The organism is Yoonia sp. R2-816 (assembly GCF_046762905.1).
Lineage (GTDB): Bacteria > Pseudomonadota > Alphaproteobacteria > Rhodobacterales > Rhodobacteraceae > Yoonia.
Window position 1 is genome coordinate 222,736 of record NZ_JBKQXN010000216.1, and the last position, 20,159, is coordinate 242,894.

Consider the following 20,159-nt stretch of genomic DNA (forward strand, 5'->3'; position numbering starts at 1 on the left):
CTCCCCCCGGAGGGATCAAATTTCTGGAAATTTGATTATCCCAGCGGCAGCGCACGCTCCACCAGCCGGGCAAAGAACGACGCACCCGCCGGGGCCGTCGCATCGTCAAAATCATAGGCCGGATGATGCAGACCCGCCGTGTCCCCATTGCCAACAAACAGATAGGCCCCCGGGCGCTTCTCCAGCATATAGGCGAAATCCTCCGCGCCCATCTCGCGGCCCGCATCGTCAATCACCTCGGCCGCGACCTCACGTGCCACACCCGCGGCAAAGGCCGTACGATCCGGATCATTGATCGTTGCGGGATAACCAACCTCATAGTCCAGCTCCGCCTCAACACTATAGGCCGCCGCCTGCCCGGCCACGATCTGATCCAGCCGGGCCATGACCATGCCCTGCACCCCGCGTTTGAAGGTGCGAACGGTACCATTGATATAGGCAGTTTCCGGCACGATATTGTCAGCCGACCCGGTATGGATCTGGGTCACCGAAACAACCAGATCATCCTGCGCATAATGGTTGCGGCTGACGATGGTCTGGATCGCGTTCACCATGCCCACAGCTGCCACAATCGGATCGGCGGTCTCATGCGGCATCGCGCCATGTCCGCCCCGGCCGCTGATATTGATATGAAACGTATCGACCGCCGCCATGATCGGCCCGGGCGTGGTGTAAAACGCCCCCACCGGCGTACCCGGCGCATTGTGCAGGGCATAGACCTCGGCAATCTCGAACCGGTCCAGAACCCCCTCATTCACCATCACCTCAGCCCCGCCGCCGCCCTCCTCAGCCGGCTGAAAGATCAGCGCGACACGGCCAGCGAAATTCCGGGTTTCGGCCAGATAACGGGCGGCCCCCAGCAGCATCGTCGTGTGGCCGTCATGGCCACAGGCATGCATGCGGCCCGGTATGGTCGAGGCATAATCCAGCCCTGTAATCTCATCCATCGGCAGGGCATCCATATCGGCGCGCAACCCGATGGTCGGACCCCCGCCTGTCCCTTCGATGATGGCAATAACACCGGATGTGGCAATACCCTCATGGATCTCGTCCACACCAAACTCCCGCAAACGGTCCACCACGAATGCCGCGGTCTGATGACACTCAAACCGCAACTCGGGATGGGCATGCAAATGCCTGCGCCAGGCGGTCATATCGTCAGCAAAATCAGCGATGCGGTTGATGATGGGCATCAGACACTCCTAAACCAGCATACGGCGTTCCCCACCACCCTGTGAGAGCGCAAAGGATGTCGTGCAAGCGCCCGTAATGCAAGGCAGTTCATGATGATCAATCAACACAGCCTTTGTGCAAGTGTGGCTTACGAAACACATCTTAAAATTGCCAGAATTCGGGCATTCCAAGGTCTACGGTATCGGCTTATCTGCACCGGCAATTGACCTTGACGCACATAAAGGACCACTAGACATGGCTCGTCTTCAAATGATTTCTGCTCTTGCCCTCGCCAGCCTGATCCCCACGGCCTCACTGGCTGACTGGAACGGGTATTATGCCGGTGTATCATTCGGAACCGTAACAAACCTCAGCTATGATGTTACAACCGATATCGATCCCGATGTCGACTTCGAAGATAGCGAAGGCTTTGGTGTTTTCTTTGGGTCAAGGGCCCAGTCCAGTGGCTTTGTTTACGGCGGCGAACTCGCTGTTGAGTTTACACCTGAAGCGGAAAACACCGACGGCGAGGTTTTTGTTGACTTTGTCGTTGACCTAAAGGCAACAGCCGGTGTCCCTGCCGGTGACGTTCTGCTCTACGGCATTTTGACTCTGTCGTCGATCAGCGGCGAATATGGACCCAATGACATTAGCGCGACCGGCTTTGGCGCAGGCGTGGGTGCCGCGTTCATTATTGGCGACACTTTCGAGATTGGCGCTGAATACATCACGCGCTCAGGCTCCCAGGAATTCGATTTAACCGACCTTGATGCGACAGCCGATACACTGAAAATCCGGGCGGCCTTTCACTTCTAAGCAGGTCAACAAGCAGAAGCAAAGCCACGCGCAGAAGCGCGGCTTTGCTTTTACTTATATGACAACGCCCCGCCCCTTGGCGCGGTCCGGCCATTTCGTTAGCGTCGCCTCACGAAAGCGAGGGACCATGACGAACGACACTCTGATCCACGATCCCGACGGCGGCATGCCGCGTCTTTTGGAAATCATGCGCCGCCTGCGCGACCCCGACACCGGCTGCCCGTGGGATATCGAGCAGGATTTCAACACCATCGCCCCCTACACGATTGAAGAGGCTTACGAGGTCGCCGACGCCATCGCCCGCAGCGACTGGACCGATCTGGAGGGCGAGCTTGGCGATCTGCTGCTGCAAACGGTCTACCACACTCAGATGGGCGAAGAGGCCGGGCACTTCACCTTCGACACCGTGGTCAAAGCAATCAGCGACAAGATGGTCGCGCGTCACCCGCATGTGTTCGGCGACGAAAGCCGGGACAAATCCGCAGAACAGCAAACAGCGGACTGGGAAAAAATCAAGGCCGCCGAACGGGCCGGCAAGAAACAGACCCGCACATTGGACGGGGTTGCGGTGGGTCTGCCTGCTCTCACCCGCGCGGTCAAACTGCAGAAACGGGCCGCGCGGGTCGGGTTCGACTGGCCCGACACAACCCATGTGATCGACAAGATCGTCGAAGAAGCAGGCGAATTGGTCGAAGCCCGCAACACCCTGTCACAGCAGGAAATCGAGGAAGAATTCGGCGATCTTCTCTTTGTTGTGGCCAATCTGGCGCGGCATCTGGATATCGATCCAGAGGCGGCCCTGCGCAGCGCTAACACCAAATTCACTAGACGGTTTGCCGCCGTCGAGGACGCACTGGCCGACAAGGGGCGCAGCCCGGCGCAAAGCGATCTGGCCGAGATGGATGCGCTCTGGGACGCGGTGAAGGCACAGGAGAAAGCCGCGGAATAATGCCCGACTAATTTATTCAGGTATTGACCTGACCAAAAGAGTCGGATTTATAGCAAGCATCATTAACCGGAGCTTGGAAAATGTCTTTGCGTACTCTTCTTCTTGCCACAACATGCGCTGCCATCGCCGCCCCCGCGCTGGCCGATGTCAACGTCTACACAACCCGCCAGCCAGAGCTGATCCAGCCGGTGATGGATGCGTTCACCGCCGAAACCGGGATCGCCGTCAATCTTGCCTTTGTTGATGACGGCCTCGTTGAACGGCTGCGCGCCGAAGGCGCACGGTCCCCCGCCGATCTGGTGATGACGGTCGATATCGCCAATCTCAAACAGATCGTCGATGCGGGTGTCATTCAGCCGGTCGAAAGTGAGGTTCTGACCAACGCCATTCCCGCTGCCCTGCGCAGCGATGAAAACCTGTGGTTCGGTCTGACCACGCGCGCGCGGATCGTCTATGCCTCCAATGACCGCGTCGCCGAAGGCGAGGTGACAACATACGAGGATCTCGCCTCCGGAAAATGGGAAGGCCGGATTTGCACCCGCTCGGGCCTGCATAACTATAACCTAGCCCTGATGTCCGCCGTGATCAGCCATGCCGGGGAAGACGCCGCCAGGGATTGGGCGGCTGGCGTACAAAGCAACCTGGCGCGCAAACCCGAAGGCAATGACCGGGCACAGGTCAAGGCAATCTGGGCAGGCGAATGCGACATCAGCTTGGGCAACACCTACTACATGGGCAAGATGCTCGAAGACCCCGAACAGACCGAATGGGCCAATTCCGTGCGCATCGTCTTCCCCGAATTCGCGGATGGGGGCACCCATGTGAACGTCTCCGGCGTGGCCATGACCAACGCGGCCCCTAACCGGGACGAGGCGTTGCAGCTGATGGAATTCCTGGTCTCGCCAGAGGCCCAGTCGATCTATGCAGAGCTCAACTACGAATACCCGGTCCTCGAAGGCGCGCCAGTCTCTGATCTGGTCGCAGGCTGGGGCGGTTTCACACCCGATGACACCAGCCTCAGTGAACTGGCGGCCAATCGGCCCACCGCCCTGCGGATCATGGAAGAAGTGAACTTCGACGGCTAATGACGGCCCCATAAGTCACATTGCGGAAACAAAACCGCCTAAAGAATTGATTTTACCCCCCATTTCGCGGACAATCGCCGCATTCTAGTAAATGGAGGGGTAAAATCATGACCCGCTTGTTTAAGACATTTTCATCAACTGCACTTATGGCCGCCCTTTGGTTTGGCGGCGCCACCTCGGCGGTCGCACAATGTACCGACCTGATCCGCGGAGAGGAAAACGAACCGGATATTGAGGCATCGAGTTGCTACACCGGCAGCCGGGCGGTCGCCATTATCAGCGAACAGCCCGATGTGCTGGCCCGTCGCGCAGCGCAGAATTTCGGCATCGAAGCAACACAGAACACAGATGCGGACCTTGGCGGTTATTCCGGACCGCTGTGGGCCACGCTGAGCGGGCGCTGGTCAACACGCGACGATGCTGACCTCGATCTGGGGATCGCCACCATCGGCAGTGACGTCTTCGTGGGGGAAACGACGATCCTCGGCGTCATGCTGCAAAACGATTTTTCATTTCAGGACGGACCAACCGGCAACAGCTATGACGCCACCGGTTACATGCTCGGCGTCTATGGCATCGTGCAAAGCGGACCGCTGAATTTCGACGCGCGATTGCTGGCGGGGCAGTCCAAAACCGATGTCAGCGGCGGCGGTAACCGGGCAGACGATGTCGAAAGCTCACGCTGGCTCGCCACCGTTCAGATGTCCGGACAGAACCAGTTCGACAATGGCAACTTTCTGGTCCCCCATATCAGCGTCGGCTGGTTTGAGGACGAGATGGACGCCTATACACTCGGCTTCACGAATGTGGCAGAGGAAAAAGTCAGCTATGGTCAGGCCGATATCGGGGGCACCCTGCTCATCCCGGTCACGCTAGGCGCTACAGATGGCAATCTGCTTCTGGCCGCCAGCGGGATCAAAGGGTTCGGGGCCGATGGCGACGACCAGATTCCCGATGACCTGCGCGGACGCGTCGACCTTGGGCTGGAACTCTTCCGGGCCGATGCCTGGTCCGTATCCGGCAAGATCTTCGCCGACGGGCTGGGCCAGGACGAATATGAGGCATTCGGCGCAGATTTCGGCGTTATGCTCTGGTTCTGAGGTCTGCGGGAGTACCGCTGGCATGCGCGGGTCTGGAAAACAGAACTGACCGGCAAGGAACCGCGCAAAACAGGCCGGGGCATTGCCCCGCCTGTATAATCATGGCTACCAGTCCCCATTAAAATCAAATGGATGGGGTCCTGATGCGCATATTTAAATACCTGACACTGGTGGCAGGAATAACGCTTCTGGGCTTCGCGGCCCCGGCGGTGGCACAGACAGTCCCTGCCAAATCCGATGAACAGATCAGTCAGGAAAAATCGACCCGGATTTTTCTCGATTCGCGCGTCTCGACCATCCTGTTCAGCCAGACCGACCGGCTGTCGCGTCCGCTTGGCCTTCTTGATGATATCGAAACCACCCAGGGGACAGGCGTCGCGGAATTGGAAGGGTATAACGGCCCGGCCTGGTTTTCGCTCAGCGGACGGCGGTCATCGCTGGGTGGCGATGATCTGGATCTGGGCATCGTCACGATTGGTGGGGATATCGTCAGCGGACCAAACGGTATTTTTGGGATTATGCTGCAAAACGACTTCGCCTTTCAAGACGGGTCTGACGGCGGCACGTTCGACGCCACCGGCTATATGGCCGGGCTTTACGGCATCCAGCAATGGGCGGGGCTGACGGTTGATGCGCGGCTATTGGCCGGCGAAACCAGCAATGACATCGCCAATTTCGGGGCACGGGCCGATGACGTCAAAAGCCAGCGCTGGCTCGCCGCGATTCAGCTTCTCACCACCCAGGAACTGTCTGACGGCCTGCTTCTGGTCCCCAATGGCGGCGTCAGCTGGTTCGAGGACAGGATGGATGCCTACACGCTTGGCATCACACCGGTCGAGGCCGAGACGATCCAATATGGACAGGCCAATCTGGGCGCAAAGGCCTATGTGCCCATCACCTTTGGTCGGGCGCAAGGCGATATCGTGATCGGTGGCGCCGGTATCCTGGGCTTTGGTGCATCCGCAGGGGAACAGGTGCCCGACGATCTGCGCGGACGGGTCGACCTCGGGATAGAGTTTTACAACGCCGATGTCTGGCAGGTCTCGGCCGGGCTTTTCGTCGACGGGCTAGGACAGGATGAATACGAAGCCACCGGGCTCGATCTGGGCGTGACACTCTGGTTCTGACAAACGCAGCCAAAAAAGAGATATCAGAATAAAGCCGCGCGTCCGCGCGTAACCCTGATGACAACCCGGCCTTCCGCCGCAAGATCATCGAAAGGGTAAACGAATGACCAGATCACTGACGCTCACCGGCGCACTCCTGACACTCGCCGCCTGTGGTGGCACAGACGTGGCTCAACCACCCGGTTTCTTCTTTGGCAGCGCCGATCCGGACACCGGCGGCAACGGGCTCGGCTATGCAGATGATGCCAGCCAGCTCAACGATCTTGACGGGCAAACCAGCAAGCTCCGCATAGTGCGCTATGTGCGCGACCCCAATACGGGTGCCGCCCGGTTTCTGACCTCCGACGAAGTGCTTGAACAGATCGATAGCGAAAATTTCACTGTCAGCTTTGCCGATGAAACGATCACGTTCGTGGAGCGAAAGGCATTTCGGGCCGACGGATCATCAATCCGCAGCCGAACACTTGACGGCAACTTCGCCCAGGTCTTGGAATTCAACAGCGGCGCTTCCGTCAATCCGGTGAATGAGGAAACCGTCGGCTATACCATCGTCGGATTTGAAACCAATCCGGCCGAGATTGCCAGTACAACCGGTCGCGTGTTCTACGCCGGCACGTCATTCTATGCAGGCACCGTATCCGATCTTGATGGCAACGTTCTGGACGATGGCTTTCGCGGCAGCACCAGCGCTTTCTTCGAAGCCGATTTCGGTAGCGGCAACATCACCGGATCCTACACCATCGATCTCGAAGACGAGACGTCAGTATCCCGAGAGGTGTTTGAACTTGAACTCGCGCCCACCGCAATCATCGGAAACGGCTTTGCTGGCGATCTGACGGTGGCCAATTGCGGGGCCGGTTTCACCTGTACGTCCGCATCAGAAATCGGCGGCGTCTTCTACGGGCCAGAGGCCGACAATATCGGCGGCATTGTCGGGTTTGACATCACCAAACAGAATGCCAATGGCGACGGCATCGCTGTTATCGGCGCAGGTGGTTTTGTGGCGGGGCTCGACTGATCGCAACTTCCCTTTCGCCTCATGCTCAGGCACCTTGCCCCAAACAGGAGGGGCCAGCATGGACATTACACAAACCCGCGCCATCGTCACCGGTGGCGCCTCCGGCCTCGGGGCCGCCACCGCCAAAGGGCTGATGGAGGCGGGCGCACTTGTCACAATCTTCGACCAGAACCCCGGTGGGGCAAGCTATGCCAATGAAATCGGCGCCTATTTCGCGCAGGTCGACGTGACCGATGAAGACAGCGTGCAAAAGGGTCTCGACAACGCCGTCGGCGCGATGGGCGGGCTGAACGCAGCCATCAACTGCGCCGGCATCGCCACCGCGGAAAAGACCCTTGGCCGCGACGGCCCACACACCCAGGCCAGCTTCATCCGGACCATCAACATCAACCTTAACGGCACGTTCAACGTGGCCCGCCTCGCCGCCGCGCGCATGACCGACGGCGGCGTGATCATCAACACTGCCTCAGTCGCCGCCTTCGACGGGCAAAAAGGACAGAGCGCCTACGCCGCCTCAAAGGCTGGCATCGCCGGGTTGTCGCTGCCCATGGCCCGCGACCTTGCGCGGAACAAGATCCGGGTCATGGCCATCGCCCCCGGCATCTTCCGAACACCCATGCTCGAAGGGCTTGGGCAAGAGGTCATGGACACCCTCGCCGCCGACGTCATCTACCCCGCCCGACTCGGCGACCCCGCCGAATTCGCCGCGCTCGCACAGTTCATCATCACATGCGACTACCTGAACGGCACAACAATCCGGCTTGATGGGGCACTGCGGATGCCGTGAGAGCAGCAATGATCATAGAGGCACGCAATTGCCGATCAGGCATCGGCAAGATGGACAAATCCGTTACGGAGTCTCAAGCCGGTACTTGAGAAATGTTGACCCGTCGTAGTCCACCTTTCCAACGAATACTGCCCCGATCCGGTCGAGCGCACTTAGGTTCGTGCGCGATGGAGGCAGCAGAAAAGTCACGAATGGAATTCGCTCATCAGCAATAGCAAATTCGATTGCCTTTCGCGAGACACGAACGCCCAACCCAAAAGCTTCGGGCCTGAGAACCAATCCATAGTCCCACTCATCTCCTTCCTTTTGAAAACCACCCCATCCCACATAGCGGTCGTTCGACAATACTGCCCAATGCCCAAGCCCATCGCGGTTCCAGCATTCTTCCTTGGACGCGACAAATTTGGCCACAGCAGCTTCATCCCATTGGAACGTCAAAAGAGGCATATGCTCGGCCACCCGGGGATCGGACATGTGAGCAATGATTTCGCCTGGCGCGATTTCGGGCAATCGCGCAAAGGTTATCTCATCCTTCAACTTGAGTTCCTTATTCCATCATAGGGGGACGTCTCTTAGTTGGATATCAGGCATCAAACTTCAATCGCAGGCTCACTAAATGTCTATCTCGCTAGAAATCTGGATGGCGCGGAGGGCCTAACCGGCCAATCGCAAGACAACCTTGCCAACGGTCGTCACACTTTCCCCACTTCCGCCGCCAGACAACCACCCGTAGGATGGATACTCCCACCCATCATCCCGCCGCCTTCTCCTCCAGTATCAACCACTCATCTTCTGCCGCCGCCAGCGCCGCCTGCCGCTGCACCAGCGCATCTGTGGCCTTCTGAAACTTCACCGGTTCGCGGGTGAACAATTCCGGGTCCGCCAACAACGCCTCCAGCTTCGCAATCTCTGCCCCCAGCCGGTCGATCACGCCGGGCAGTTCCTCCAACCGGTGCTTTTCGGTAAATGACAAGCCTGGCGCAACCTGCTTCTTCTCCGCCGGTTTTTCCTTCTTCGCCAGCGGCTTGGTCGCCACCGCCGCCTCCGCGAAATCACCACCCCGCTGCGCGCGGTAATCCGACCAGCCGCCAGCATAGACCACCGCCTGCCCGTTACCTTCCATCGCGATCGTCGTCGTCGCCACCCGGTCCAGAAAATCCCGGTCGTGGCTGACCAGCAGGACGGTCCCGTCATAGTCACCCAGAATATCCTGCAACAGATCCAGCGTCTCGATATCCAAATCGTTGGTCGGCTCATCGAGCACCAGCAGGTTACTCTCCCGCGCCATCAGACGCGCCAGCAGCAACCGGGCCTTTTCGCCCCCCGACAGCGACCGGACCGGCGCGCGCGCCTGCGCCTCGTCAAACAGAAATTCCTTCAGATAACCCACCACATGTTTCGGCTGCCCGCGTACCATGATCTGATCGGACTTGCCGGACACACCCAGTTCAGGATCGGTGGCCAGATTTTCCCACAACGACATTTCCGGGTTCAGCGCCGCGCGGTTCTGATCGAACACCGCGATATCCAGATTGGTGCCCAGCTTGACCCGCCCTTCATCCGGCGCAACCTGCCCCAGCAACATCTTGATCAGCGTTGTTTTTCCAACACCATTGGGCCCAACAAAGGCAATCCGATCACCGCGCTGCACTGTCAGATCAAAGTCGCGCACGATCTGCTTGCCTTCGAAGGCTTTCGTCAGCCCAAACGCCTCCATAACCTTGCGCCCGGACACTTGCCCGCCCTCAAACGACATAGCCGCCGTACCCTGGCGCTTGATCTGGCTCGCCCGCTCCGCACGCAACTCCTGCAAGGCGCGCACCCGGCCCTGATTGCGCTTGCGCCGGGCAGAAATCCCCTCAACCGCCCATCGCGCCTCTGCCTTGATCTTGCGGTTCAGCTTGTGACGCTGCTGGTCCTCGTCCTCCCAGATCTTGTCGCGCCATTCCTCGAACCGGTCGAACCCCTGCTCGGCCCGGCGGACCTGCCCGCGGTCAATCCAAAGCGTCGCGCGCGTCAGCGCGCGCAAAAACGCCCGGTCGTGCGAAATCAGCACAAACGCCGCGCGGGTCTGTTTCAGCTCATTCTCCAGCCAGGCGATCGCCTCGATATCCAGATGGTTGGTCGGCTCGTCCAGCAACATCAGTTCCGGCGCCTCGGCCATCAGCTTGGCCAATGCCGCGCGGCGACGCTCCCCGCCCGAAGCGGTCTCAACCGGACCCGCTGGATCGAATTTCAACCCTTCGGCCACCATATCGACCTTATAGGCCTCGTCAGGTTCCAGCCCGCTCGCCGCATAGTCGCCCAGCGTCGCAAACCCCGCCATGGTCGGGTCCTGCTCCATGTAGCCCGCGGTCACACCTGGCGACAAAACGCGCGCACCGCTATCGGCTTCCACCAGCCCGGCCATCACCTTCATCAAGGTCGATTTACCCGACCCATTCCGGCCAACCAACGCCACCCTATCCCCCGGTTGGACCACCAAAGACAGGTCCTCAAACACGGGATCACCCCCGAAAGTGAGCGCGATATCGGACAGTTGAAGTAAAGGAGCACGTGCCATGCCCGCCTGCTATGACAGCACGGGCTCCTGCGCAAGAGCACGCAGCGCGCGGGCACGGGCGGCAGGAACTTTCGCGACCTCCAGACAGGTAAAGACATGCATTGTCCGCATCACCGGATCGATGATCAATTCATCACCAACCCAGCCGCCCATCGCCAGATAGGTGCGCAAAAGCGGCGGCAACGGCCCGTTGCCCGCAGGCGCGCAATCAGCCAAAGGCACGGCATCACATCGCGCAACAGGGCGCAGACCATCCGGCCCCGCAAACCGCCTTAGCCGTGCGAGCGCGCGACCGTAAACCACCGGGTCCGTCCCCGCAAAACTGGCGCAACCAAACAGCACCGCGAACCCTGCCGCATCCACATAAGCGGTCAGCGCACCCCAGACGACGCGCAGGATATCCGCATCCAGCACATCAGGGGCCACGCAGAACCGGCCCACCTCAAGCATCGGCAGGTCCAACGCAGAGAGCCCGGACAAATCATAGAACTGTGCCGCATAGCCATCAGACCCCTCCAGCAAGCGCAAGGTCGCGACCAACCGACCCACCGGGTCCTCGACCATCACATGCCGGGCCCGATCATCGAACCCATCCGCGTCAACACCGGGGCCATCAAAAAAACACAGATGCCGCAACCGCTGACAGGCTTGCATATCCTCCCGGCCCGCAGCAAAGCGGACCCGATACCGACCTGTCTGAAACGGAATTGTCATCACTCATCACCTTGGCGAAGCCACCCCCGCACCCTACGTTAGTCGGCAACACGAGGAAAGGACGTCAAACGCTCATGGACAAAGTTGTCAAATCCGACGCCGAATGGCGCGCGCAACTCTCTGATCTGGCCTACAAAGTCACCCGTAAACACGGGACCGAACGGGCCGGCACGCACGAGGATTTCCCCAAGGAACCCGGCACCTATATGTGCGTGTGCTGCGGCGCCCCGGTCTTTGACCAGGCGCACAAATTCGACAGCGGCACGGGCTGGCCATCATTCTACCAACCGCTCGACCCCGAAATGGTCGGCGAAACCACCGACCGCAGCTTTTTCATGAAACGGACCGAGGTGCATTGCAACCGCTGCGACGCCCATCTGGGGCATGTGTTCCCTGATGGACCGCAGCCAACGGGGTTGCGCTATTGCATCAACGGAGTAGCCTTGGAATTCCATCCCGAGGATTAGCACAGACTGTCCCTGCGCCTTCGTAGGTCCGCAATGATGTCCTATGAAATGACGGGCATCCTTCGCCAGTGCAAGACTGGTCAGTTCCGTCGGTGATCGCAAAGGCGGCACGAAACGCCAAAAGCAGCGGCTCTTCGTCATGCCCGAGTGTTTCAAATGGAATGCAAAGAATATCGACGCGGATGGCGCTGGTTCCCTTCAAACCCCGGACAAAAGGATGGCTTCGCGACTCCCAAGGCCATTCGCGGGCGGCATAACCATCTGGATGGAAATGAAAATACGCGGTCGCTGGCGCAACATCGATTAATTCAACCCGCGTTGGCGAGCGCGGACCAATCATACCACTGTGCACCTCAACACTGTCGTTACTGGTGATCGTTACGCTCCACTCACCACCGACAATCTCAGTTCTCAATGGCGACATGCAGGCGACGGCATGCCCATCCAGCGCAACAGACACTGGGTTCGTCTGAAAGAACTGAAGCATCCCATCGTCGTTGTCACCGGCACAAGGAATTGGAATTTGCCGACGATCAGTTCCAGACCTTTGTGTAATGTAGCATTCACGGTCGGTGATGATCGCGCCCCCGCTGACCAGCGCGGCGACATCGGCGGCAGGGTCATACGCTCCATACTCCAATGCGTCGCCAAGCAAAGGGACACGAAACGCGACCTGATCCGCATTTGAACAGGATGGGTGATCTTCCACGACCTCATATTGCGCAAAAAAGCGATTGCTCGGGCTATCGGCAATGATCCTTGTTGCCTCTTGGGCAACCACCGGCTGAACAAATGATGTAACCAATGATATGGAAAAAAATGTGACGATGTGATTGCGCAATGGCATCTCCCTTGTGGTGTTATAATCCAATATAGTTAAGGACAGTTGCCCCATAATGTAAGGTCGGGTTTACCCCACCATCGCTTCCTCCCGCATGACCCACGCACCCGCAGCAATAATCACCCCTGCCCCCAGCCACATCAGGCCCGGCGGGGCAAATCCGAAGAATGCCAGACCCAAGGCCACATTCAGCGGCAGCTTCAGATGATCGAAAGGCTGCAGATACGCCGCATCCGCAAGCCGATAGGCCAGCGCCAGCAGATACTGCGCCCCCGCCACCAGCAGCCCGGCCAGCGCCACCAGCCACAACCCGTCTGCCAACGCAAAGCCCGACCCGACTGCCGCCAGCCCGTTAACCGGAACCAGCAACACCAGCAGCAACAGCGTCAGCGTGCCTGCATCCTCGGTGGCCGCCAGATGCTTGGTCACCAGCGATGACGCGGCCCAGAACGCCGCCGCCCCCACCGGCAGCAGCGCGGCCCAGGTAAACGCCTCCTGCCAGGGGGCCAGGATCAGCACACCGCCAAACGCCCCCGTCAACACCGCCAGCACGCGCGACCCTGTCAGGCGCTCCCCCAGCAAAGCCCCTGCCCCCAATGTGACAAACAAGGGCGAGGTCAGGATCAGCGCCACCGCCTGCCAGATCGGCACATGCGCCAGACCCGCGACCCATAACTGCACACCGATCGCCGCCAGCACCACGCGGACGCCATGCAGTACCGGGCGGCGGGTGCGCCAGGCCGACTGCCAGACCAGCGGCAGGACCACGACACAGGCAATCGCATATTGCCAGAACGCAATGGTGGGGGACGGCACGCCATAGATCATTCCGGCCCCCTGCACCGCGGTATTGGCCCCGGCAAACAGCGCCCCGGCAAGCACAAAACAAAGCGGGCCTGCAATCGCCCCCCGCATCATCAGATTCATCTGGATCATCGCATCTGTCCTTCCTTACCTTTGCGTGACCCAAGGCAAAACAGGACAGACCGGGCGCAGATGCACCCGATTACCCCGCTCTCTTTCATCCGGACTATGACCGTCGGCTCAGGCATCGCACCTGATCTGCTGACCCTTCGGAAAACCAAAGGCGCTCGCGGGCTCGGGCCCAAGGCCCATACCGCCGGTGGGGAATTCCACCCCGCCCTGAGAACGTGCCTCCCCAATCGGGGAAACAGGTCGACCATAGGACGGGATCAGAAATGCATCAATAGTAAATCAATTTCACCATTTGACAGCAACATAATCATAGATAAACTTTATCCATGATTCGATCCGGAGACAGAAATGAAACTTGGTGACGGCGTAGAACAGGCGATCCATTCGGTCACTCTCCTCGCAGGGCTGCCGCCCGACGGGCTCTTGTCAGCGCAGGCATTGGCCGGGTTTCACGGGGTCTCCACCAGCTACCTTCTTAAACACCTGCAGGCGCTGTCAGGGGCTGGCATCGTAAAAACGACGCCTGGACCCAATGGCGGCTACGAACTGGGCCGCCGCCCGTCCCAAATCACACTCCTCGACATCGTGCTTGCGGTCGAAGGGCCCGAACCCGCCTTCCGGTGCAAGGAAATCCGGCAGCAGGGTTTCGACCCGCTCCCACCTGAAAGTTTCACCGCGCCCTGTCAGATCAATGCGGCTATGCTGCGGGCCGAACGGGCCTATCGACGCGAATTGGCAGCCGTCAGCATCGCAGACCTGATGCGCGACCTGACCGAGGCGGATGACGGATCAATCGCCACACGCGGCTGCGCGTTTTTTGATCAATATGTGCGCCGCGCCAAAACCAAACCGTAACCCGAAAGGACTCAATCATGACTGCTCGCCTCGATTACATCAAAGCTGCCCCCGACGCGTTTCAGGCCGTCCTGGCGCTGGAACAATATCTGGCCTCGCAATCCGGCCTTGAACCCCGGTTGATCCACCTGCTCAAACTGCGCGCCTCCCAGATCAACGGCTGCGCCTATTGCGTGGACATGCACACGAAGGAAGCACGCAAGGACGGGCTCAGCGAACAATGGATCGCCCTTGTCAGCGTATGGCGCGAAGCCAGCATATTCGACGACCGCGAACGCGCCCTGCTCGGCTGGACAGAGGCGCTGACGCGGATCAGCACATCCGGCGCGCCCGATACTGATTATGCCGCGATGCAGGCGCATTTCTCGGATAACGAAATCGCGAAATTCAGCGTCGCGATCGGGGTCATCAACATCTGGAACCGGCTCGCGGTCGGTTTCCGCACGCCCCACGCCATTGACGCGGCTGCCTAAGATCACGAGCGCACCAATGCAATCCTGCAGCGGGCAACGTCGGCGATCCGGCGTCGCCCACACTGATGCCTGACCACAGGCGGCATCGCAGTCAACCCGGGACAGCGCGCGCATTTTTCTGGGCACATTTCATGAGATATGGCACAGTCACGATACCACGACGCTCAGGCGCACGTGATAAAGTCAAAAGCGGCGGAATTGCCTGAACCAACGGCAAAACGCCAAGATAAGAGGATTGATCACAGTGCCATTTAGATTTGGGATCGTTTCAGCTTCAAACATCACCGACCCCAATGAAGCCCTTGATCTGGCTTTTGGCGGCGAAACGAACGCCGGTTCAGCAGGGCTGGGATCACCCATCACCTTTGGCACCAATGGCGATGTCGGCGTCGAGATTGATGAGGATTTTCTGACAGACGATCCGGCCGCATCACTCTCTCAGGCAGTCACCATTGATGGCATCACCTATCCGGCCGGGGAGCGTGTCGAAACCGATTACAGTTTTATTGCGGGCATACCTGGGACTGATATCTATTTCCGCATCTCCCATATCAGCATCGACAACACATATGTGGGCGCTTCAATCTCTCGCGGGTTTGACAGCGGAACCGATGCGCTCGCCGACCTTTATGTGCCGGGAACAACGCTGGAAATCGTCAATCCCGATACCGTGTCCGACCTGCCGGGCTGGGAAGCCTTCGTTCAGGAACCCAACTATAATCTGGGTCCTGGGCAGGCCTACGACAACGATGTGGACCTGCTGGACGATGGCAGTGTGCCCATCTGTTTCTGCGCGGGCACGTTTATTCGCATGGCGGACGGTCAGGACAGGCGCATCGAGGAATTGAAGTTCGGCGATGTGGTCGAGACGCTTGATCGCGGTGCCCGGCCCATCCGCTGGATCGGGCGGCAAATCATTACAAGCGACAGGCTGGCAAAAGAAACCAAACTCCGCCCCATCAGTATCGCGGTGGGGGCTCTTGGCAGCGGCGTGCCCGACAAAACCCTGACCATATCACCACAGCACCGCATCAACGTGTCGTCACCCATCGTCGCCCGGATGTTCGCGACCGACAATTGCCTGATACCTGCAAAGGACCTGATTGATCTTGATGGGGTCACGCAAACCGATGGTGCGGCGGATGTGGTCTATTTCCACATTCTGCTGGATGATCATTGCATCATGCTGGCCAACGGCACACCGACAGAATCGCTGCTTCTGGGACCTCAGGCCCTCAAGGGGCTGACGGCAGAAGGTCGCGCCGAAATCGCGGCAATCTTTCCCGATATCTTCGCAGGAACGGTCGACAATCTGACGAACGCTGTATCACCCCACCTGCTATCGCGTGGAAAACGAGCGCGCCATCTGGTGGCGCGGCACATCCAGAACAGCAAGCCAATGGTCAGCTCCACCTAAGCTCTGCAGGCGCGGCCAATTATGAACGCCGCGTTTACATTTAAACCGCGCGCACCATTAACCGGGCAAAATACCCGTTTGGGGTCCGACGCAAGTCCGACGCTTAGCCGACGCGATGCCGACCGCCCGAATTGGACAAAACACCAATGTTTACGAATGATTCGGCAATTCGCGGAAAACCGAGTGTTGCGCGGGCCCTACCCGACCACCGAACGTTGCTTAGAACTCTTCCGGACTCTCACCCAAAAGCGCACCGGCATCGATCCGGCCAAAGCTGCCCAGCAACTGACCGAGGAAGGTCACATCGTTGATGCCATCCTCGGTCACGCGGCGGTCAAGCACGACAACGCGGCCATCCTCCAGCGTGAAACGCTCCACATTGCGTACAACGCCGTCAGGCGAGAAACTGATCGCAACAACCTGCCGGTCCACCTCATCCGGGGCGAAAGCACCGAAATGGCGGAACTGACTGGAAACATAGTAAAAAGCATCGTTTCGAACGACACCATTTGTGGTCGGCGGACCGAATGTAGCGACAACGCTGTCCCGGGTCGTCTGGCCAACCTGCACAGCTGAAAGCTCGTCTGCGGACGGCGCGAACCCATGATAGCGGTTGATCGGGGTACAGCCCACGGCAAGCGCCAGCACAACGGTAAGGCCCGTGGCGCGTAGCCCGGTCATGGATTTGCCTGTCTTGCTGCTCATCACGGCCCTCTTGCTTTGGCATCTTATGCCTTTTATCTCCCCTACATGACAACCCGCCCCCTGTTCAAGAATGGAAGCACCCGTGGCTAATTTGCCCCAATCACAGTTGCGTTTGTCCGATCTGACAACCCGGCAAGCCACATCGTTTGATCTGGTGCCAACGGCGGACGAACGGCGCGCAGTGGCCGACGCCCTTGGAATCAACGGCATCAAAAAACTGAAATTTTCCGGGCAGTTAGCACCTGTCGGAAAATCGGACTGGACGCTGACCGCAGATCTGGGGGCAACCGTGGTACAGGACTGCGTGGTCACGCTAGCGCCGGTCACCACCCGGATCGACGAAGCCGTGCGCCGCAACTACATGGCCAATCTGCCAGAGGTCGAGGCCACAGAAATCGAAATGCCCGAAGACGACACAATCGAGCCGTTGCCGGCAACGCTCGACCTCGCGCAGGTGATGATCGAAGCCCTGGCGCTCGCGCTGCCGCTCTACCCCCGCGCGCCTGACGCCGATCTGGGCGAGGCCGTCTTTACCGAACCCGGAACCGCCCCCCTGACGGATGATGATGCAAAGCCCTTTGCGGGGCTCGGCGCATTGCGCGATCGCCTTGAAAACAAGGATGAATAACGCCGCGTGACAAGGGGCGGAAAAAGGCTTGCACAAATGCGGAATCGCAGTATGTTCGCGGCCTCTTTTACATCGCGTCTCGACAGGGCTGCCGCAATGGCGTAGGACCCCCGACAGACGCAAGGAAATCAGGGCCAGCGGCCCAACTATGATAAGGTTGAGACATGGCTGTCCAGCAGAATAAAGTATCCAAATCCCGCCGCAACAACCGGCGCGCGCATGACGCTCTCGTGGCGGCAAACCCCAATGAATGCGACAATTGTGGTGAGCTCAAGCGCCCCCACCACGTCTGCCCGTCTTGTGGCCACTACGCGACCCGCGAAGTGATCGCCGACACGACCGAAATCGATCTGGACGACGACGCAGCTTAAGCTGCGCGAACGGGCACAAACCGATGACTGAAAGCCTGACGGACACCGCTCCGACGCCGGCTGTTGCAGCATCAAATGTGCTTTCCGTTGACGCCATGGGCGGCGATCAGGGGCCTGCAATTGTCATTGCGGGCCTTTCGGCATTTATGAGTTCGGCACCTGACGCGCATGCCATCGTCCACGGGCCAGAGACAGAACTTAAGCCCCTGCTGTCCAAGCATAAAATCGCTGACCGGGTCACTATTCACGACGCCAGCGACGTTGTGAAAATGACCGACAAGCCCAGCAATGCGCTGCGCCAGGGCAAGAAAACGTCCATGTGGTCCGCGATCGAGGCGGTGCGCGACGGCAAGGCGGCGGTCTGTATCAGCTGCGGCAACACAGGCGCGCTGATGGCCATGTCGATGCTGCGCCTGCGCAAGGCCGAAGGCGTGAACCGCCCTGCTATTGCCTGCCTCTGGCCATCGCGCAATCCGTCCGGTTTCAACGTCATGCTGGATGCAGGCGCCGATATCCGCGCTGATCAGGATGACCTGCTGACCTATGCGCTGATGGGGGCTTCTTACGCGCGCAACGGGCTTGATCTGAAACGCCCCCGCGTTGGTCTGCTGAATGTCGGCACTGAGGAACACAAGGGGCGGGCCGAGTTGAAGGTCGCCCATGAACTTATTGGAAGTGCTGCGAAAAAAGGTGAGTTCGAATATGTTGGCTTCATCGAAGGCGGCGATCTGCCATCCGACAAGGTCGACGTGATTGTCACCGACGGCTTCACCGGAAATGTCGCCCTGAAAACCGGCGAAGGCACCGCGACGCTGATCTCGGAACTGCTGCGCGCGTCTCTGATGAAAACACCGCTGTCGATGTTTGCCGCCCTGCTCGCCCGTGGCTCTCTGAAGCGTCTGCGCAAACGGATCGACCCGCGGCGCGTGAATGGCGGCGTGTTCCTTGGACTGAACCAAACCGTCATCAAAAGCCACGGATCGGCGGATGCCACCGGTGTCGCAGCGGCGCTGCAACTGGCCTATCAACTGGCGCAAAGCGGATTTTCGGATAAACTCGCCGCGCGGGTTGCATCTGCAGCATCACTTGCCCAAGATGCGATCCAAGAAGGTGGAACGGACAATCCCGACACCAATACAGGCTCATCAGTATGATACGTCGTGCAGTCGTAAAAGGGGTCGGGCATTACCTGCCGGAACGGGTTGTGCCAAATGCGGAATTCGAAAAGACCCTCGACACGACAGATGAATGGATCAAGGCGCGATCCGGGATCGAACGCCGCCATTTCGCTGCCCCCGATCAGACCACATCAGATCTGGCCACCCATGCCGCCAAGGCCGCGCTGGACATGGCCGGGATGGACGGCAACGACATCGATGCCATCATCCTTGCCACCTCTACCGCCGACCTGACATTCCCCTCTGCCGCGACCATGGTGCAGCAGGCAATTGGCAATACGACCGGCTATGCCTTTGATGTGCAAGCGGTTTGCGCGGGGTTTGTCTATGCCTTGTCCAACGCGAATGCGCTGATTGCCTCCGGTCAAGCCGACCGGGTGCTGGTGATCGGCTCCGAAACATTTAGCCGGATCATGGACTGGACTGACAGATCCACCTGCGTCCTATTCGGTGACGGGGCCGGTGCGGTGATCCTTGCAGCCGAGGACGGCAATGGCACCAGCGCTGATCGCGGCATACTGTCCACGGATCTGAACTCTGACGGGCGCTACAAGGATCTGCTTTACGTCGATGGTGGCGTTTCAACCCAAAACACCGGTGTCCTACGTATGCAAGGCAAGGAAGTATTCCGGCACGCTGTCGAAAAACTGGCACAGACAGCCCATACAGCACTGGATAAGGTCGGGCTGACTGCCGACGACGTCACATGGGTCGTGCCGCATCAGGCCAATATCCGCATCATTCAGTCAACCGCCAAGAAACTGGGCGTTGATATGGACCGGGTTGTGGTGACAGTTCAGGACCACGGCAACACCTCCGCGGCCTCTATTCCACTCGCGCTTTCTGTAGGCGTGGCCAATGGCCAGATCAAACAGGGCGATCTGGTTGTGACAGAGGCGATTGGCGGCGGATTGGCCTGGGGCGCGGTGGTGATCCGCTGGTAGGCAGAAACGCAC

General features: G+C 59.3%; 22 protein-coding genes and 1 riboswitch. Of the genes, 15 read left to right on the forward strand and 7 right to left on the reverse strand.

What is annotated here, in order from left to right; genetic code table 11:
• Positions 1 to 35: 35 nt before the first annotated feature.
• Complete coding sequence (locus ACFWW2_RS15250) at positions 36 to 1,193, reverse strand: M20 aminoacylase family protein (RefSeq protein WP_393929214.1); 1,158 nt, start codon at positions 1,191 to 1,193, stop codon at positions 36 to 38.
• Between the two features lie 235 nt (positions 1,194 to 1,428).
• Here ACFWW2_RS15250 and ACFWW2_RS15255 point away from each other — a divergent pair, with 235 nt between their 5' ends.
• From ACFWW2_RS15255 to ACFWW2_RS15285, 7 genes are all read left to right on the forward strand, one after another.
• The gene (locus ACFWW2_RS15255) at positions 1,429 to 1,989 is read left to right on the forward strand and encodes an outer membrane beta-barrel protein (protein WP_393929216.1); all 561 of its coding nucleotides are present in this window, start codon (positions 1,429 to 1,431) and stop codon (positions 1,987 to 1,989) included.
• Between the two features lie 127 nt (positions 1,990 to 2,116).
• The gene (gene mazG / locus ACFWW2_RS15260; protein ID WP_393929218.1) at positions 2,117 to 2,938 is read left to right on the forward strand and encodes a nucleoside triphosphate pyrophosphohydrolase; all 822 of its coding nucleotides are present in this window, start codon (positions 2,117 to 2,119) and stop codon (positions 2,936 to 2,938) included.
• Positions 2,939 to 3,018: 80 nt separating this feature from the next.
• Entirely contained in the window at positions 3,019 to 4,023 is a 1,005-nt protein-coding gene (locus ACFWW2_RS15265; RefSeq protein WP_393929220.1) for a Fe(3+) ABC transporter substrate-binding protein, read from the forward strand.
• A 107-nt stretch (positions 4,024 to 4,130) separates the two neighbouring features.
• Positions 4,131 to 5,123, forward strand: a complete 993-nt coding sequence (locus ACFWW2_RS15270; RefSeq protein ID WP_393929222.1) for an autotransporter outer membrane beta-barrel domain-containing protein — start codon at positions 4,131 to 4,133, stop codon at positions 5,121 to 5,123.
• 143 nt (positions 5,124 to 5,266) lie between these two features.
• On the forward strand, positions 5,267 to 6,250 hold the full coding sequence (locus ACFWW2_RS15275; RefSeq protein ID WP_393929224.1) for an autotransporter outer membrane beta-barrel domain-containing protein: 984 nt from the start codon (positions 5,267 to 5,269) through the stop codon (positions 6,248 to 6,250).
• A 103-nt stretch (positions 6,251 to 6,353) separates the two neighbouring features.
• Positions 6,354 to 7,268 carry a transferrin-binding protein-like solute binding protein gene (locus ACFWW2_RS15280; protein WP_393929226.1) on the forward strand — a complete coding sequence of 305 codons (915 nt, stop codon included), beginning with the start codon at positions 6,354 to 6,356 and terminating at the stop codon, positions 7,266 to 7,268.
• Between the two features lie 58 nt (positions 7,269 to 7,326).
• A complete protein-coding gene (locus ACFWW2_RS15285) occupies positions 7,327 to 8,055 on the forward strand; it encodes an SDR family NAD(P)-dependent oxidoreductase (protein ID WP_393929228.1) in 729 nt (242 codons plus the stop codon).
• A 63-nt stretch (positions 8,056 to 8,118) separates the two neighbouring features.
• Here ACFWW2_RS15285 and ACFWW2_RS15290 read toward each other — a convergent pair whose 3' ends face one another.
• The 3 genes from ACFWW2_RS15290 to ACFWW2_RS15300 form a co-directional block, all read right to left on the reverse strand.
• Positions 8,119 to 8,592, reverse strand: a complete 474-nt coding sequence (locus tag ACFWW2_RS15290) for a GNAT family N-acetyltransferase (protein WP_393929230.1) — start codon at positions 8,590 to 8,592, stop codon at positions 8,119 to 8,121.
• Positions 8,593 to 8,806: 214 nt separating this feature from the next.
• Positions 8,807 to 10,618: an ABC-F family ATP-binding cassette domain-containing protein gene (locus ACFWW2_RS15295; protein WP_393929232.1), complete on the reverse strand. Its 1,812-nt coding sequence runs from the start codon at positions 10,616 to 10,618 to the stop codon at positions 8,807 to 8,809.
• 9 nt (positions 10,619 to 10,627) lie between these two features.
• Positions 10,628 to 11,332, reverse strand: coding sequence for a GNAT family N-acetyltransferase (locus ACFWW2_RS15300; protein ID WP_393929234.1), 705 nt, complete (start codon positions 11,330 to 11,332; stop codon positions 10,628 to 10,630).
• A 74-nt stretch (positions 11,333 to 11,406) separates the two neighbouring features.
• On the opposite strand from ACFWW2_RS15300, the gene msrB reads away from it, so the two are divergent.
• Positions 11,407 to 11,799 carry a peptide-methionine (R)-S-oxide reductase MsrB gene (gene msrB, locus ACFWW2_RS15305; protein ID WP_393929236.1) on the forward strand — a complete coding sequence of 131 codons (393 nt, stop codon included), beginning with the start codon at positions 11,407 to 11,409 and terminating at the stop codon, positions 11,797 to 11,799.
• Here the strand turns inward: msrB and ACFWW2_RS15310 are convergent.
• Together ACFWW2_RS15310 and ACFWW2_RS15315 are read right to left on the reverse strand one after the other, a co-directional pair.
• Positions 11,762 to 12,640: a hypothetical protein gene (locus ACFWW2_RS15310; RefSeq protein WP_393929238.1), complete on the reverse strand. Its 879-nt coding sequence runs from the start codon at positions 12,638 to 12,640 to the stop codon at positions 11,762 to 11,764. The genes msrB and ACFWW2_RS15310 overlap by 38 nt on opposite strands.
• A 69-nt stretch (positions 12,641 to 12,709) precedes the next feature.
• A complete protein-coding gene (locus ACFWW2_RS15315) occupies positions 12,710 to 13,576 on the reverse strand; it encodes a DMT family transporter (protein ID WP_393929240.1) in 867 nt (288 codons plus the stop codon).
• A gap of 73 nt (positions 13,577 to 13,649) precedes the next feature.
• A riboswitch (FMN riboswitch) is annotated at positions 13,650 to 13,795 on the reverse strand.
• A gap of 129 nt (positions 13,796 to 13,924) precedes the next feature.
• On the opposite strand from ACFWW2_RS15315, the gene ACFWW2_RS15320 reads away from it, so the two are divergent.
• The 3 genes from ACFWW2_RS15320 to ACFWW2_RS15330 all read left to right on the forward strand — a co-directional run bounded on the left by ACFWW2_RS15320 (position 13,925) and on the right by ACFWW2_RS15330 (position 16,321).
• Positions 13,925 to 14,431, forward strand: coding sequence for an Rrf2 family transcriptional regulator (locus ACFWW2_RS15320; RefSeq protein WP_393929242.1), 507 nt, complete (start codon positions 13,925 to 13,927; stop codon positions 14,429 to 14,431).
• 17 nt (positions 14,432 to 14,448) lie between these two features.
• Entirely contained in the window at positions 14,449 to 14,904 is a 456-nt protein-coding gene (locus ACFWW2_RS15325; protein WP_393929244.1) for a carboxymuconolactone decarboxylase family protein, read from the forward strand.
• A gap of 244 nt (positions 14,905 to 15,148) precedes the next feature.
• Entirely contained in the window at positions 15,149 to 16,321 is a 1,173-nt protein-coding gene (locus ACFWW2_RS15330) for a Hint domain-containing protein (protein ID WP_393929246.1), read from the forward strand.
• A gap of 219 nt (positions 16,322 to 16,540) precedes the next feature.
• Here the strand turns inward: ACFWW2_RS15330 and ACFWW2_RS15335 are convergent, their stop codons facing one another.
• Complete coding sequence (locus ACFWW2_RS15335; protein ID WP_393929247.1) at positions 16,541 to 17,026, reverse strand: outer membrane protein assembly factor BamE; 486 nt, start codon at positions 17,024 to 17,026, stop codon at positions 16,541 to 16,543.
• A gap of 82 nt (positions 17,027 to 17,108) precedes the next feature.
• On the opposite strand from ACFWW2_RS15335, the gene ACFWW2_RS15340 reads away from it, so the two are divergent.
• The 4 genes from ACFWW2_RS15340 to ACFWW2_RS15355 all read left to right on the forward strand — a co-directional run bounded on the left by ACFWW2_RS15340 (position 17,109) and on the right by ACFWW2_RS15355 (position 20,147).
• Positions 17,109 to 17,654, forward strand: coding sequence for a YceD family protein (locus ACFWW2_RS15340; protein WP_393929249.1), 546 nt, complete (start codon positions 17,109 to 17,111; stop codon positions 17,652 to 17,654).
• 164 nt (positions 17,655 to 17,818) lie between these two features.
• Positions 17,819 to 18,025: a 50S ribosomal protein L32 gene (gene rpmF / locus ACFWW2_RS15345; protein ID WP_393929251.1), complete on the forward strand. Its 207-nt coding sequence runs from the start codon at positions 17,819 to 17,821 to the stop codon at positions 18,023 to 18,025.
• A 23-nt stretch (positions 18,026 to 18,048) separates the two neighbouring features.
• Positions 18,049 to 19,179, forward strand: a complete 1,131-nt coding sequence (gene plsX, locus ACFWW2_RS15350; RefSeq protein WP_393929253.1) for a phosphate acyltransferase PlsX — start codon at positions 18,049 to 18,051, stop codon at positions 19,177 to 19,179.
• A complete protein-coding gene (locus tag ACFWW2_RS15355; protein WP_393929255.1) occupies positions 19,176 to 20,147 on the forward strand; it encodes a beta-ketoacyl-ACP synthase III in 972 nt (323 codons plus the stop codon). The genes plsX and ACFWW2_RS15355 overlap by 4 nt, the downstream gene beginning before the upstream one ends.
• The last annotated feature ends 12 nt before the right edge of the window (positions 20,148 to 20,159 follow it).